13 protein-coding genes are annotated in these 15,881 nt (G+C 35.5%); 1 reads left to right on the plus strand and 12 read right to left on the minus strand.

The annotated features are described in order from the left end of the window. Positions 1–1,551 (minus strand): acyl-CoA synthetase FdrA, encoded by a 1,551-nt coding sequence (gene fdrA / locus ACFSFW_RS20435; protein ID WP_388040934.1) that lies wholly within the window; start codon positions 1,549–1,551, stop codon positions 1–3. Next, a complete protein-coding gene (locus ACFSFW_RS20440) occupies positions 1,548–2,432 on the minus strand; it encodes an oxamate carbamoyltransferase subunit AllH family protein (protein ID WP_388040937.1) in 885 nt (294 codons plus the stop codon). The genes fdrA and ACFSFW_RS20440 overlap by 4 nt, the downstream gene beginning before the upstream one ends. A 347-nt stretch (positions 2,433–2,779) precedes the next feature. Between ACFSFW_RS20440 and ACFSFW_RS20445 the strand changes: the two genes are divergently transcribed. Then, a complete protein-coding gene (locus tag ACFSFW_RS20445) occupies positions 2,780–4,483 on the plus strand; it encodes a PucR family transcriptional regulator (protein WP_388040940.1) in 1,704 nt (567 codons plus the stop codon). A gap of 45 nt (positions 4,484–4,528) precedes the next feature. Here ACFSFW_RS20445 and ACFSFW_RS20450 read toward each other — a convergent pair whose 3' ends face one another. The 10 genes from ACFSFW_RS20450 to ACFSFW_RS20495 all read right to left on the minus strand — a co-directional run bounded on the left by ACFSFW_RS20450 (position 4,529) and on the right by ACFSFW_RS20495 (position 15,877). Further along, positions 4,529–5,266, minus strand: coding sequence for an ankyrin repeat domain-containing protein (locus ACFSFW_RS20450; protein WP_388040992.1), 738 nt, complete (start codon positions 5,264–5,266; stop codon positions 4,529–4,531). Between the two features lie 169 nt (positions 5,267–5,435). Beyond that, positions 5,436–6,404 (minus strand): DUF4822 domain-containing protein, encoded by a 969-nt coding sequence (locus tag ACFSFW_RS20455; RefSeq protein WP_388040994.1) that lies wholly within the window; start codon positions 6,402–6,404, stop codon positions 5,436–5,438. A gap of 191 nt (positions 6,405–6,595) precedes the next feature. Continuing rightward, positions 6,596–7,282, minus strand: a complete 687-nt coding sequence (locus ACFSFW_RS20460) for a response regulator transcription factor (RefSeq protein WP_388040941.1) — start codon at positions 7,280–7,282, stop codon at positions 6,596–6,598. Beyond that, the gene (locus ACFSFW_RS20465; RefSeq protein ID WP_388040944.1) at positions 7,260–8,726 is read right to left on the minus strand and encodes a sensor histidine kinase; all 1,467 of its coding nucleotides are present in this window, start codon (positions 8,724–8,726) and stop codon (positions 7,260–7,262) included. Before ACFSFW_RS20465 ends, ACFSFW_RS20460 begins: the two co-directional genes overlap by 23 nt. 432 nt (positions 8,727–9,158) lie before the next feature. After that, positions 9,159–9,839, minus strand: coding sequence for an ABC transporter ATP-binding protein (locus ACFSFW_RS20470; protein WP_388040947.1), 681 nt, complete (start codon positions 9,837–9,839; stop codon positions 9,159–9,161). Then, on the minus strand, positions 9,836–11,485 hold the full coding sequence (locus ACFSFW_RS20475; RefSeq protein WP_388040949.1) for an ABC transporter permease: 1,650 nt from the start codon (positions 11,483–11,485) through the stop codon (positions 9,836–9,838). The genes ACFSFW_RS20470 and ACFSFW_RS20475 overlap by 4 nt, the downstream gene beginning before the upstream one ends. A gap of 5 nt (positions 11,486–11,490) precedes the next feature. Continuing rightward, entirely contained in the window at positions 11,491–12,567 is a 1,077-nt protein-coding gene (locus tag ACFSFW_RS20480) for a Fe(3+) ABC transporter substrate-binding protein (protein WP_388040951.1), read from the minus strand. A 311-nt stretch (positions 12,568–12,878) separates the two neighbouring features. Further along, positions 12,879–13,082: a hypothetical protein gene (locus ACFSFW_RS20485; protein ID WP_388040954.1), complete on the minus strand. Its 204-nt coding sequence runs from the start codon at positions 13,080–13,082 to the stop codon at positions 12,879–12,881. 74 nt (positions 13,083–13,156) lie between these two features. Then, positions 13,157–13,939, minus strand: a complete 783-nt coding sequence (locus ACFSFW_RS20490) for a YybI family spore inner coat protein (RefSeq protein WP_388040956.1) — start codon at positions 13,937–13,939, stop codon at positions 13,157–13,159. A 144-nt stretch (positions 13,940–14,083) separates the two neighbouring features. Continuing rightward, the gene (locus ACFSFW_RS20495) at positions 14,084–15,877 is read right to left on the minus strand and encodes an ABC transporter substrate-binding protein (protein ID WP_388040959.1); all 1,794 of its coding nucleotides are present in this window, start codon (positions 15,875–15,877) and stop codon (positions 14,084–14,086) included. Between the last annotated feature and the right edge of the window lie 4 nt (positions 15,878–15,881).

The raw sequence follows: 15,881 nt of genomic DNA on the forward strand, positions 1-15,881 counted from the left end.
CTATTCCCCTTTCACAACGAATTCTCTAGCCAATAGACCAGCGTTTTGACTGCTACTTGCATGTGTTGCACCTGCTGCTAGTAATTTATCTATTTGCTCATCAAGGTTTTGACGGTCTAGTTCTGTTCCAAGCACATACCCGATGATTTCTAAATGTCTGCCTTCTGCCTCGGCATTTTGTTTTGCTTCAATCATGGCAGGAAGCATTGCGCCAACCGGGTCTTCATGTGCACCATAGCCCAAGACGAAATCCATTACGATAACTCCAACTTCCGGATCCTTGGCTTCTTGAATGAACCTTTCAATACGAGTTGATGGATCAATCATTGGATGCGGCTTACCTTGTGTAAATTCATCATCACCGAAATCGATAAATGTATGCTCAATGCTCGTGTTTCTATCTTTTAAACGGAATTCTGGATTCTTTGCAATATTACTGTAAACATTATCAAACTTTTCCTTTGCTGCATGCATAGCTTCATCACAAAGAGTACCACCGCTGAATAATCCTCGAATATATTTTTGTTCAGGCTTTAGCTTTGTGCGAACTTCTTCAATTAACGGAATGTTTAGCGCTCGTTTATTTAGCTTGCTTTCGTCTGCGCCTGCTAACACAACTGCTTTAATTGCCGCTTCTTTAGACATTTTTGCAAAATGTCCGCCAGCTTCTGTTATTGCACCTTCATCACCGCCAATGAACCACACAACAACCGGCTTCTTACATTCCTTAATTTTGGCAAGAATTTTTTCTTGGACACTATGTGCAGGTGGCTTAGAAACAAGCACAATTACTTTTGTTGCTTCATCATCTTCAAGGGCTTGAATACCGTCAAGCATCATGATTCCGCCAACTTCTTCTTTCAGGTCTCTTCCGCCAGTTCCAATCAGTTGAGAAATACCGCCACCAAACTCATGTATACGAACACTTACTTCTTGGCTCCCAGTACCAGAAGCAGCAACAATCCCAATATTGCCTTTTCGCACTTTATTCGCAAAGCACAGTGCAACATTTCCAATGATTGCCGTTCCACAGTCAGGACCCATCATTAAAAGGCCTTTTTCATGAGCTAAGTTCTTTAACGCTACTTCATCTTCAATACTTACATTGTCACTGAAAAGCATAACGTTCAAATCATTCTCAAGCGCTTTTTTTGCTTCTCTTGCTGCATACATTCCGTTAACAGCAATGACCGCTAAATTGGCATCAGGTATATTTTCTGACGCTGAAGAAATTGTAGAATACTTAACTTCGCTTGCTCCGGTCTTAGATGCACCTTTTTTCTTCGTTAACAATTCGTTAATGCTAACAAAAGCGCTTTCACACTCTTCATCTGAATTCGCTTTAACAACAATAATGAGATCACTTGAACCTGCAACTTCAACCTCTGATGTCATTAAACCGACGTTTTTCATAACCTCTTTATTCATTTCAGTACCCATTGCGATAATGGCTTGTTCTACACCTTCAATTTGGTTTGCCTTTGTAGACAAAGACATTAATGATACTGAATCATAATACGTATTTGGCTTGATTACAGCTTGTACAGTCATAATTTACCTCCAGCTAATATATTGTGCTCCAATCCACTGATAAGCCCATAGGCAATATCCGTTCCAGATGATGAGCCAATGCTTAATACTTTGTTAAGGGATTGAATTAGCTCGTCCTCTTCCCCATATAACAAAGATTGAACTAAACGAATCATATTTTCCCTTACCTTACCTCTAGAAGCCTTTTTTATAGTAAAAAAGCTTATCTCATTCGTTAATGGCCTCGCAATTTTAACAATTTCTTCACTGAAATCATGTAAATGATTGAATGGGCAATTCCGGAGATTAAAGATCGTCAATAAACCCACTAAAAAATCATCACCAGAAGGTGTTAACCCTGGACCAAGTCCAATAAGACCGCGAGCATGTTGTAAGGCTTTTGTCATATTTAAATTGAGTAATTCTTTAATTAATAGATGGGAACTTTCTTCAAGCATTTTATGTGTCTCAATTACAAAGGCATTTTTAGTTAGTTGGTCTCTTTTCATACCGCCACTTTTACCAAAAATCTCAATGTACTCTTTTGCCCTCGTAACATTTCTTTTCACTCTCGACAATTCGTTCGGAAATTCAGGCAACACACACTCCCATATCTTACTTTTTTCAGTTGATATGGCTAGTTTATTGGCAATACAGAGTTTATTGTCATTGACCCTTACCTTGTCTTTTACTTCTATATCCGTTTTATCAAAACTAGAAAGATTGATAATTAGGGTATTAGGTCCATTATCCATTTCGCAACATGCGATGGTGTAAATCTCATTATTATCATGACATTTTATATTAATTGTGCGTTTAAATGTGCTATGAACATAGCCATGTAATTCTGATCTTTTAATTCTTTGAATAAAGTCACCATCACCAGAAACCGCAAATTCCACTATCGTCACCTCAGAGATCCTCAGAGATTGGGAAGGCTAACTAAAACAAAAATGTTCTTTTGAAATCCATTACCAAAAATTGTCCAACCTTGTGTAAAATCAGGCCTCCTTATCCGTTTGATGTGGGCAAAAATTGAAACTTCTCCCCCACGGCAAACGGTTATAGCATACAAATTGCTAATTAATTCCCTTTGACAAATAACTAACCTTACACGATTATTTTAGGTATAATACATGAAAAGGTCATCGTCTAACCAAACCAAAAAAAAACGAAAGCATTTGTGCAAGTTGTACAATCAAATATGTCCAATTCATGTTAAGAAATATGGCTTTTGGGAGGAGAAAAAGTGCTTACTGTTAAAGACTTGTTAAATATAAAAGCAATTGATGGACTAAAAATTATTGCCGGAGAATCTGGATTGCATAACGAAATATCAATTGTAAATATAATTGAAAATCCAGATGCATTTGACTGGCTTTCACCCAATGAATTACTTTTATCAACAGGTTATATCTTCAAAGAAAGTGAAGAACTCCAAAACAGAATAATTAAGGAACTCTCGGAAATAAATTGTGCAGGGCTTGTTATAAAAATGAAGAGATATTTCGAGAAAATTCCTCAAAATATGATTGACCAAGCCAATAAATATGGGCTACCCATCCTAGAGTTACCTTTCGAATATACACTATCTAGGGTAATTTCAATTATTAATGAAAAGGCTTCCGGAAGATATGATCTACTCAATCGCAAAACACTAGATATGCATAATCTCTTCTTTAGAATTACCCTGGAGGGTGGAGGGATTGAACGGATTTCTTCTATGTTATCTTCCACCATCAATAATCCGGTTGTTATTGTGGATAGAGATTGGAATTTATTGCACTATACAGAACATGTTGATAATAAAATCCCGCTGGAGTATAGCCTTGATTTACTAAAAAATAGGCAGGTATTTAATCAAGCTTTCTTAGAATCCATACCTAAAAATATAAGTGAAATAAAAAAGTCAATAAAACGAATTTATCATATAGATAATATGGAAATAAAATGCCGAATCTTGCCTGTTGCAGTCTCTAAACATATATATGGATATATAGTTGTTTGGCAGACGGTTCGCGAACTTACTGAGTTTGACTATATTATTTTAGAACAAGCTTCGACGGTTATGGCTCTTGAAAGAATAAAAGCCAAACAGATTGAAGAAGTCAAATTAAAAATTAGACAGGACTTTTTTGATGATTTACTTTCCGGGAAAATTACATCAAATGATACGCTTCAAACCTTATGTGATCTACACGGGCTAAATCCAAATTATATGTATTATAGTATGGTTGTGAATATTGAGCCAAAAAAGGTTGATGAAAATGAGGATATAATCGTTGGAAAATTTAGATTAGAGAATACCGCAAAAAAATGCGTTGAATTAGTATATGATTTATCCTATAGAGCAAATGGAGAAATCACAAGTTTTTATCGAAACAATCGAATCATTATTTTAGTCGGACAGAATATTGATAAACCTCCTATTACTGTCAATTTTACAAAACAATTCGCAAAGGAATTACATGAAACATTTTCTCAACAGATTCGCGAAACATCTTTTTTAATTGGAATTGGGCAGCAATATCGAAAAATAGATTCCCTTCACAAAAGCTTCTCTGAGGCGAATGAGGTAGTTAGGCTAATGCAGCAGGTTAATGAAAGGAATGAAATCTCCCATTTTGAAGATTATTCGGTTTACCACCTTTTAGATTCAAATATAAAGGTCTCCGCATTAGAGGAATTTTTCGAAAAATGCCTGGGGAAAATCTTTGAACATGACAAATTGCATAGTACAAGCTATATTACGACCTTGGAAAACTATTTTATAAATAATTTAAATGTATCTGAGACAGCAAAAGCAATGTTTTTACACAGAAACACACTCATCTATCGGATTGATAAAATTAAAGAAATCTTAAATACAGACTTGAAGCATTCAGAAGAATTGCTTCGTATCCAAATAGCCTTAAAGATATTTAGAATATTATTTAAAAGTTCATCAACCTAAAAAGAGAATGGATTCAAGTCCATTCTCTTTACCATTAAACATCCATTATTCCGCTCCAGCTCGTTGGAGTATCGCAACGATTTCATCAAACCCTCTTGATTTGGCATGTTCATAAGGCGATACATCATTAGAATCTGGAATATTCACATCCGCCCCATGCTGAATTAATAACTGAATGGTTTCCTGTTGTCTTTTTCCACCATCACTTAGAATAATCGCTTCTAGCAATGCGGTCCACCCTAAATTATTAATATGGTTGACATCGACATCTGTATTTTCTAATAACTCCTTTACAACATCCACATAACCATGTTCGGATGCTGGAATAAGTGCTGTGCCACCGTATCTATTGAGTAGTTTGGGATCAGCACCAGCCTCAATCGTAAGCTTGAGAATCGCTGAATAGCCTTCTGCGCCCGCATAAAGGAAGGGATTATTCTGCATATTATCTTGGATATCGATATTAATACCATGTTCTATCAAAACCTTTACCGACTCTGGCTTATTTGCATATGTAGCAAGCATTGCCGCTGTTCTTCCTTGTTCATCAGCAACATTAATGTCTATCCCTGCATCGAGCAATTCTTTAAGTTTTGAAATATCGCCTCGCTCAGCAGCCTGAAAAAATTGCTCATTCATATTGGTTTTCTCCTTCTTTGAGATCTGATCTTTATTTGCTTCTGATGCAACCTCATCCTTCGATTCTTTTGGTTGATCTCTATTTTTTGATTCTTGGTTGGCCTGACAGCCAAGTAGCAATGCAATTAATAATAAAGGTACCATTTTCATTGACACTCCTCTAGAACCCCTTTGCTTAACATTTCTTTATTTTGTTTTCAATCATTAACATAATGTTATTTCAATCTTTGCTAAATGTAAAATAAAGTCTAAAAAGGGAATGTTGATAACCATTCCCCCTTCACAATTTGGTTAGTCCTTTTTGAAATTGTTATTATTTAGTGAATTCTAGTTTAAAATCACCATCATAAGGTACATGCTCGACGGTAATAGTAATATCATTACCATCTTTATCCTTACCATTTCTTTGATATGTGAATTTATTTTCATTAAGCTCGGTTAGTTCTAGAGTGGCACCATACTTATTATTTCCTTGAGAAACATGGGCTCTTATTTTATTACCATGGACAACATCGAAATATCCAAAATCTCCTCGACTTTTGCCTGTTTCGGCATCAAAAAATTCATATTTATTTGTATTATCATCATATTTTGCAAGACCTAAAAAATTCGAATTATAGCTTGAAACATCATTACCATTTTCGTCTAATGCTACTGTTCCTAGCCATAGAGCGCTAGATAAAATGTTATCACCATCAACTTCTGTAATGATTTCTCCTGTGGAGGTTTCCAAAGTTTTATCTGGATCAGTAAAAGATAGCTCCGTTTCATTATAAGGAATATGATCAACGAATACCTCTACTTCGTTCCCATTGGCATCTTTACCCATTCTTTTATAGGTAAACTTATCTTTATCCAATTCTGCAATTTCGACTACTGCTTGGTAACCCATTGATTCCGAAATTAATACTCTAAGCTTTCCATCATTTGTGATAAAAAAGGTTCCTTTATCACCACGGCTTTCTTTAGTTGTTTTATCGAAAAATTCATATCTTGATGTTTCAACTTCATATTTTGCTAGACCGATAAAGTTCGCATTCTCTTCTGATAAGTCATTATTATCTTTATCATAAACTTTTGTTCCTTGCCAATTTGTGTTACTTAGAATACTTGCCAATTCCTGACCTTCGGTTAACTTATTTTCTTTAACACTTTTACTTTCTTTAGTAGTTTGTTCTTGCTTCTGTTCACTTTGATTTCCTTGTGTGACCGTACTGCACCCGGTGATTACTAATGTTAATCCTATTAGTATGGGAGATACTATTTTTGCCTTTAGGTTCATTTTTTCTTCTCCTTTTTCAATATGCTTTGTTGTTACATCCATTATGTTAGTACTTACTCTTAAACTCACACTAAACAAATTCTAAAAAGATCATAAACTTTTTAATAAACATATTTTATGTTTTATAAAAGGAATTTACATTTCAACAATAAAGACCAAATAAACCGCCAGCAGAGTGACGGTTTCTAATTTTAAACATTAAATCGATATCCAGCACCCCAGACAGTTTCCAAGAATTTCGGATGTGCAGGATCCCTTTCAATTTTCCCCCGAATTTTTCCGATATGAACTGTCACAGTTGAAACATCTGCTGCTGATTCTAATCCCCAAATATTTTCATAAAGCTGTTCTTTGCTTAACACTTGGTTCGGATGCATCACAAGAAACACCAACAAATCAAATTCCTTGGTAGTGAACGAAATTTCTTCCCCAATTATATGAACCTTGCGTGCTGATTTATCAATCGAAATTTCATGAACTAAAATAGTATTCGATTTAACCTGATTTCCTGCTAAACGTTCATAACGGTCTATATGTGCTTTAACCCTAGCCACTAGTTCACTTGGACTAAAAGGCTTGGTGATATAATCGTCTGCTCCTAAACCGAGACCTCTAATTTTATCAATATCCTCTTTCTTAGCAGATACAAATAAAATAGGAACATTTTTAACAGTGCGTATTTGTTTACATATCTCAAACCCATTAACTCCTGGAAGCATGATGTCCAAAATGATTAAGTCATAATGATTTTGAAGAGCAAGTTGGAGTCCTGCATTACCAGTATGTTGAATATCGACACTAAAATGATTGATTTCTAAATAATCTCTTTGTAATTCGGCGATGCTAACTTCATCTTCAATTAGTAATATTTTTTTCATGATTGTCACCTTTCATTAAGGAAAAGAAGACATTTGTACCTTTTCCTTTCTCACTTGTAGCCCAAATATCTCCATCATGCTCATTTATAATACGTTTGGCAATGGCAAGTCCTAATCCACTTCCACCAGACCTTGAATTTCTTGATTCCTCTGCTCGATAAAAACGATTAAATATATATGGCAAAGCTAGAGGATCAATTCCATCGCCATTATCCGAGACTTTTACAACTACATCATATGGTCCTTCATTCATGGAAATAGAAATGCACTTTTGTTCCTTGTTCATATACTTTACACAGTTGTTAATGAGATTTACTAGTACACGTTTTAACTTCTCTTGATCTACTGTCACATATATCAGTTGATGCATACAGTAAAGATTAATCCGTATCCCTTTTTGAATTAAATCTAAATGTGCTTCTTCTACATATTTACGCAAATAGGTAACAAGTTCAATCTGTCCAAAAGAAAATGGCTCTTTTTTTAAATCTAATTTTGAAAATAAAAACAATTCATCTATCAATGAATCCATATCTCTCGCCTTTATGAAAATCGTTGTTAAATACTTCTCCATTTTCTCTGGGGTGTTTGCTACACCGTCTCTAATCCCTTCCACATACCCAATAATGGAAGTAATAGGTGTCTTTAAATCATGTGAAATATTAGAAATGAGTTCTTTGCGATTTTCCTCATACTGAAGCTGAAGATTGACAGACTCCTTTAATTTGACTCTCATTTCCTCAAAAGCTCTATTTAATTGTCCAATTTCATCATTCGAATTAGTTTGTATTTCAAAATCCAAATCCCCAGACTTAATCTGTTCTGCACCTTGTTTTAGTAGGGAAATAGGTTTAACGATACTTCTAGACACTAAATAGTTCAACAACCCAATAATCATAATAAACAAAAATAACAAAAAACTGAACAATATAGGAAATGACTGTCGGATTAATTCAGCATAAGAACTTGCCTTTCTTAGTACAAAGATACTGCCTTTCGATTTATCTGAAAAATAAAAATCAAACTTCACATACGTAAAAAAGGCATCTACGATTTTAATGGTTCCTCGGGTATTGATATTCGTTTCTTCAAACCTCGGAAGTGAATTAGTCAATGCTTCATTTTCAAAATTTGGGGGAGCATACTCAACGTTCCTCTTTTTTCTAACGACGATATAGATGTCCTTTTTTTCTACCTCCCTAAGCTGTCCTTCGTTTAATAGCTGCTCAGGGTTATTTTTAGCCAATAGCTTCAAGTCAAGAAACACACTTTCTTCTACTGCAGTCAAAGGTTTTTGTAGATAAGATTCTTTGTAAAAATGCTCTATAAACTTTACATCACCTGTTATCGCAAAAATAAGTAAAAAGCCAGCTATGATTAATAAAACAATTGAAATAATGATTACCCCTATATATGACAACAGAAACCTCATCTTTATTGACAAAATATTCACCCCAAAACTAACTCTAACTGTTCTTTTTATGTTCATGTTTTAATAGTTTGTTCCTAAATTCAAAACGTTTGCAAATAAATATAATAATTTATCAAGGTCTAAAAGAACGTATCACATAATCCTTAAAACTTTCTAAAATATATATGAAAAACTTCTTAAACATCCTATTCATTAAAAAATTGTTATACCGTTAATGTTAATAATCTCCTAATATGGGGTTTCTTTCGGTGAAAACTCTTTCCTTAATCTCCCGCTAAAGCACATGAAATATCTTTAGTAGAAGAGGAAATTTAAATTAACCAACATACCTGTCACGATGTTCTTATACATGTTAAGCCTAGTTGAGGATAATAAGTTTATCATGAATGGATTAAGAGCATATTAAAAAGCAACGTCTAGATGTGTAGACGTTGCTTTTTAATATTATTTGACGGCTGCTAGCCTCTCATTATTCATTTCCTTTGTACTTCCAAATACAATGCTACGGTCACAAATTGCATCAACATCATTTCGATCATGCGTAACAATGATGCAAGTCATATTGGCGTTTTTTAAAATGGACTGAAGGTCTTCACGAATTGATTCCCTTAGGTCAGCATCTAAATTACTGAAGGGCTCATCCATTAATAATAGGTTCGGTTTAGGTGCTAATGCTCTCGCTAGAGCAACACGTTGTTGCTGTCCGCCACTTAATTCATGTGGATATCTTAATTCGAACTCCTCCATTTTAACAAGGGCAAGCATTTCCTTAACACGTTGTTTCCGTTCTTTCTTGGGGAGACGGTCTAATCCAAATAACACATTATTCCTCACATTCATATGTGGAAACAATGCATAGTCTTGAAATACCATCCCAACTTCCCGCTCCTCTGGCTGAACAAATAGACTTTCATTAAACACAGGCTTTCCTGCGATTGTAATGCTTCCACTCGTTGCCATTTCCAAGCCAGATATTAGTCTTAGTAAGGTACTTTTCCCACTACCACTTTTTCCCAAAATACCAACTATTTCTCCTTTTTCAATTGCAAGAGAGAAGTTTGCAATAATAGGAGTAGCTTTACGTGAAAAGGTAAAGGTAAGATTATTGATTTCGAGAATGTTCATCGTTCCACCTTCTTCTTATCAATCATTTGAATCACGACAACTGACAATGCACTGATGGCAATTATCATTAGAGAAGTAATGGATGCTTCGTAAATTAGCTCATCTTTTGCATATTGGTAGGTTTTTGTTGATAATGTTTCAAAATTAAAGGGTCTCAATAGTAGAACTAATGGTAGTTCCTTAGTAATCTCAACAAAGGTTAAAATAAATCCACTTACAATTGCCCCTTTCATTAAGGGCAAATCGATTTTGAAAAATGTTTTTGTCACATTTTTCCCAAGCATCCTTGAAGCTTCCGCATATTTTATGCCAACCTTTTCAAATCCCACCTCAATAGCGTTAAAGCCTGTAGCCATAAAGCGAATGGTGTATCCTACAATAAGCATAACGATTGAAAGACTCAAAATCAATGGGGCATTTCCATATCCCATATAGGAGTACAATGGTGCAAGCCATTGATCAAGAGAGATAAAGATTGCTAAGACTCCAATTGCCACAATCGCACCAGGAATTGAGTATCCAGACGTTACTAGTTTCGATAAAACATATGAAAAAGTCGAATGGGTACGACTGACATTCGCAACAATAACCGCAATAATTAAAATAAGGATTGTTGAAATTAGTGCAACATAGATTGTTTGGTACAACAACGTAATAAATGATTCATCCCACACCTTGTGAAATGTAAGTTTTGCCCATGAAAGTAATTGAACAAAAGGGATTAAAAAGCCAAACGCGAAAACGATTGAGCAATAACTGAACGCAGCTAAAGCAGGAAGTCCTTTTAACTGCTTCGGAGAAAGTGGTCTTGTTTTATTACTTAAATTATACCGACGCTGTTTACGTAACATACGTTCCAAAATAAATAAACCTACAACTATTACCATTAACCATGCAGCTAACCTCATTGCAGTATCTACATCGTACATTCCAAACCAAGTTTGAAAAATGGCTGTTGTAATCGTTTGAATTCCAAAGTAGCTTGTCACACCATAATCACTAAGGACCTCATAAATGACAAGGACAACTCCGCCAATGATCGCCGGTCTTGAAAGTGGTAAAACTACCCTGAAAAATACGGCCAGTGGCTTACTTCCTAACACTCTCGCATTTTCAATATATGCAGTACTTTGGTTTTCCAAATATGCCTTTGTAATGATATACACATACGGAAACAAAAATAACGAGAAGACAAAAATCGCACCTCGTAGGGAAGAAACCGATAATAACTCGGGATTGACTTGGTAATCAAAAGTATTTCTTAGTGTAACTTGTATAACCCCCGTATAACCAAGCATGGTTCGATACGTATATGCTGCTATATATGGAGGTATGGCCAGCGGAAGAATTAACCCCCATCTAAAAAATTTCTTTAATGGGAAGTCATATGCCGCAATAAGCCATGCTAAAGTCACACCCAAACATGCTGTTACAAGCCCAGTAATAGTCATCAGGGTAAATGTATTAAATAAGAAATTTGTAAGTAAGTATTGTTTGACGTGCATCCAATTTTCATTCGGTTCCTGAAACAATGAAAAGAATACAAAAAGGATGGGGAGCAGTATAATGGCTGCTCCAATCATACTTATTATCCACCATCCATTTAGTTCCTTTTGTAAGAAACGCTTGATATTCTGAGCTTTCATGTTACTTACTTCCAGCCAGTTTTATTGAAAATTTCAATTGCTTTTTGATTGTGTTCATCTAAAGTATCAAAATTAAAATCTTGCATTTTGAAATCACCCCATGATTGAAGAATCGCTGGTTTTTCAGCATTTGGATTCACCGGAAACTCATAGTTATTAGCTGAGAGGAATTCCTGTGCCTCAACACTCGTCATATACTCAATAAGCTTGATTGCATTTTCTTTATTCTTACTATTCTTCGTTAACGCTATTCCACTAATATTTACATGAGTACCGTTTGTTTCTTGGTTAGGGAAAAACACGCCAATTCCTTCTGCAACTTTCTTTTCTTCTGGGTCTTCAGAATTGGCCATTAAACCAACATAATATGTGTTCATGATTGCTACATCTCCGGTTCCAGCTGCGATTGCTTTTGCTTGGTCACGGTCACCACCGTCTGGTTGACGAGCAAAATTCCCTACAATTCCCGCTGCCCATTCTTCAGCAGCAGTTTCACCGTTTAATTCAATGAATGAAGCAAGTAATGACTGGTTATAAAGACTAGTTGAAGATCTAGCTAATACTTTCCCCTTCCATTTCTCACTTGTTAAGTCCTCATATGTAGAGAGTTCATCAGGTAAAACTCGATCCTTTGAATAGACAATAACACGCGCTCTTGTTGCCATTCCAACCCAGTTGTTATCAACATCTCTTAGGTTTTCTGGAACATTCTCATTTACTACGTCAGATTCAATCGGTTGAAGAATGTCATTTTTCTTCGCGTGGGCAAGAACCCCACCATCAACCGTAACAAATAAATCTGCTTGAGTGCTTTCTCCTTCACGTTTAATTCGTTCAATAAGTTCTTCAGCTTCGGCTTTAATTACATTTACTTTAATTCCGGTCTCTTCCGTGAAATTTTTATACACTGTATCGTCTGCTTCATAATGTCTAGCCGTATATACATTAACTTCTTGAGATTTGGCAACCTCTTTTTTCGTACCATCTGTACCTTCTTCTGCGTTATTTGTGCCACACCCTACTAGAGCGATTGTTAATGCAGATGTAACAAGCAAAGGTTTAAAAAGTTTTTTGAAATTCATATTATGTAACACCCTTTTCTTAATATTTTATGAAAATGAAAATCATTATCAATTAGCATGTTTTTATTTTACTTACTATCTTCCAATACGTCAACCAGAAAAAGAAAAAAATTTGCAAATATTTTTCAATTATTCCTAATGCTATTATTTAGTTTAATATTGTCTAAATTAAGCAAGTAAGCAAGGCCAATAGCAGACCCTTTTACCGAACTTCATATAATCTATATAAAAGAACTGCCTAAAAAAAGAAGACCGTGAATTCGTAAAAGAGTTTCTTAACGAATTCACGGTCTTTTGACTATTTATTTTAATTAACAACTCGGAAAAGGATGAAGATCTTGGATCATGTTATAGGTATAATGCTTAATCGCAAATTGTGATTGATATAAGTACTTCATAACGTACAAGCTGTTACCATCCGCATCACATAAGACCCCTGAAGTTCCTGTACCATCCACAAACGAAATTCCTACTGGCTGTCCTAACAAGTATCCTATTTTGTATTGCCAAGGCATTTTAGCTCCCCCTTTTTACCATAGGGTACGAATTGCGTTCTTACTGTCACATAAATTCAATCGCAAAAATTCACTTACGTTATCGTAACAAAAAACGTCTCAGGATCTAAAACCCAAGATTTATTCCCTGTATATTTCCAGTATGAGACGATATATCCAAGCTGGTCAGCATGTGATGTTCCTGCTATGTCCTGGTTGGCTTCGAGCTTATATGGTACACTTCCGTCAATTTTTATAGGATACAGAGTCGGGAGATCAATGACAAATCCTTCTTGGGGTTTGATCAGCTTACCGTCCTGGTCATATACTGTCCCCTCATACACTTCTTTTCTGCTACTTATATCCAGTGTATAGGATGTATCAAGTTTTTCACTCTTAACAAGTACTCTATAATTATCCATATATATTACTTCATATCCCAGAGATTGCGAAAGAGCTGCAAACTCCTCGGGGCCAAGTATATATTCTGCCTTGTTACCTAGAAATGAGATGACGTAGTAATAATTCAGGCCCCCACTTCCACCAACAGGGAGATTTACCATAATCTCATTTGTCCCAGTGTTAGTAAAGTTGGCAAGGTTCAGCCATGGAGTATAAGCCATACTGTATTTGGGATACAAAGGAATAATATACGACTGCATGGTCCTACCGTCCTGTACAATAACTTTAATATTTTCATAAAAAGGATTCTCTTTCTTTTCACCTATTAGGTAAACAGTATCCGGTATATTGTCGCCGTTTACATCACCAATTTGTTTATCAAGCAGATAAGTATTTATAGCATTATTCTTTCTACTATTTGAATGAACATATTGATTCCTATAAGGATTCATGTATGGATTTGAATAATTGTTCAACATGTCGACCTCCTTAATGGATTTAATGTAGTATATGAAGGTAATGACATTAAGGAACAAAGGCACTTGTAATTCAATCAATACAAAAATAAGGTGCCTACCTCCTAGCCAAACTAAGAGATAGTCACCTTATCGATTTTCACATTATTTATTGCTTAGATATTCATTGAGGAATTCTTTCGCTTTCGCACTGTCTGCAACTACTTCTAGCCCAGTCTTAACTAAAGGACTTACAGTCGAAACAGCCTTCATTTTATTTCCTTGGTAGAAGCTAATGAATTCATCTTGATTCACAGAGAAAAGAATGGATTTACGTAATGCCGCGCTTTCAGAAACTTCACGTCCATCCATGTTGAAAGCAAGATATGAAACCCCATTACTCTCGTTTTGTTGAAGCGTTAATTTTTCATCTTCATTTACAAGGTCATATTTGGTTTCTGGCACACCATTCAAGATATGGATTTCGCCGTTACGTAAGGCAGATAATGCACTGTCAGCATCTTGAATGAATTTCACAACAATTTCAGAGACCTTTGGTTCATTTTCAGTACCTGTCATATAAGCAGGATTTTTTACGAAATGTGCTTCATAATCATTTTTATAAGTTAAGATATATGGACCACTTGCATAAAGGTGATTGTCGTATGTTGCACCTTCTGTTACAGTTCTTTGATCACCATAAGGGATATCTTTATTGATATCAAAGCTTTCCACTTCATACGTATTGATGCTTTCCACTTGTTTTTGTGAAACAATCCCAGCAGATTGGTGTGCTAGATAGTTCAATACTTGCGGGAATGGGTTCACAGTTGTTATTTTTACGACTTGGTACGTACCAGAATCATTATTTACTTGTGTTTTGTCAGTAGCTAATTCTTTAATTTCTCCGTCAATACCATCTGCTAACGCTTCACGGATGGTTTTACCATCTGCTGTTTTTCCATCAAGTTCACTTAAATCGCTAACGATTGAGATAGATTCCATGTTTTCATGAAGACTGTAAGTACGATGGTCTGGAACTGATTTTGGATCCTTCGCACGGTTTAGAGAAAAGACAACATCTTCGGCACCAACAAGTTCACCTGTATCAACTGCTTTGTTGTCGCTAACAGACGCGAAATGAATATCATCGCGCAGTAAGAAGTAGTAGTCTTCGCTTCCTTCAGCAATTGCGTGATTTAATGAAAGTGAACCATCAGATACAACCTTGTCATCGTCGGTTAAGTTTACTAAACGTACATACATATTTGTATTTAGGGTATTAATCGAACCGTCATTTCCTTTAATCGGGTCTAAAGATGTTAATGAACTAATAGACTGATGAACAATCAATGGCTGGCTATCGCGTTTGGATTGATCTACGAAGTCGTATTTTTCCCAAACTTGCGCTCTAGATTTTGGTAAACGGACAGTTGATTCATCCACTACTTGGCTGTTTACCGCCTGAGCTTTATATGAAGTGAATAGCGGTACGATATACGCATTGTCTAAAACTACATGTTGTTCTAACTCTTTGTATGTTTCTTGGTATTCTTCAGGTAATTGTGTAGCAGCTTTTTCTACTAATTCATCTGCTTTCTCATCAGCAAATAAGCTATTGTCACCGTCAGAAGTAAATAATGAACGAACCGCATAATCAGGGTTACCTGTTACAGTTGTCCAGCTATTTACAGATAAATCGTAGTTACCCGCTTCTTTTTGAGCTGTAAAACTACCGTAATCTGGTTGGATATTTAGTTTGACTTCAAAACCATTTTTAGTTAATTGGTCGCGTAAGATGTTCATATTATCTTCGCCAGTAGCCATTCCTAAAATTTCAATCGTTGGTGCTTTCGCTTTTGGATCTGATGTAGCATCATCTTTTACATCTTTTTCAGTTTGAACACAGCCTGTAACAAAAAACATCAATGCTACAAGTAAAATACCTAATTTCTTCATTTAC

This window comes from Ferdinandcohnia salidurans (assembly GCF_042680725.1).
GTDB lineage: Bacteria > Bacillota > Bacilli > Bacillales > Bacillaceae_L > Ferdinandcohnia > Ferdinandcohnia salidurans.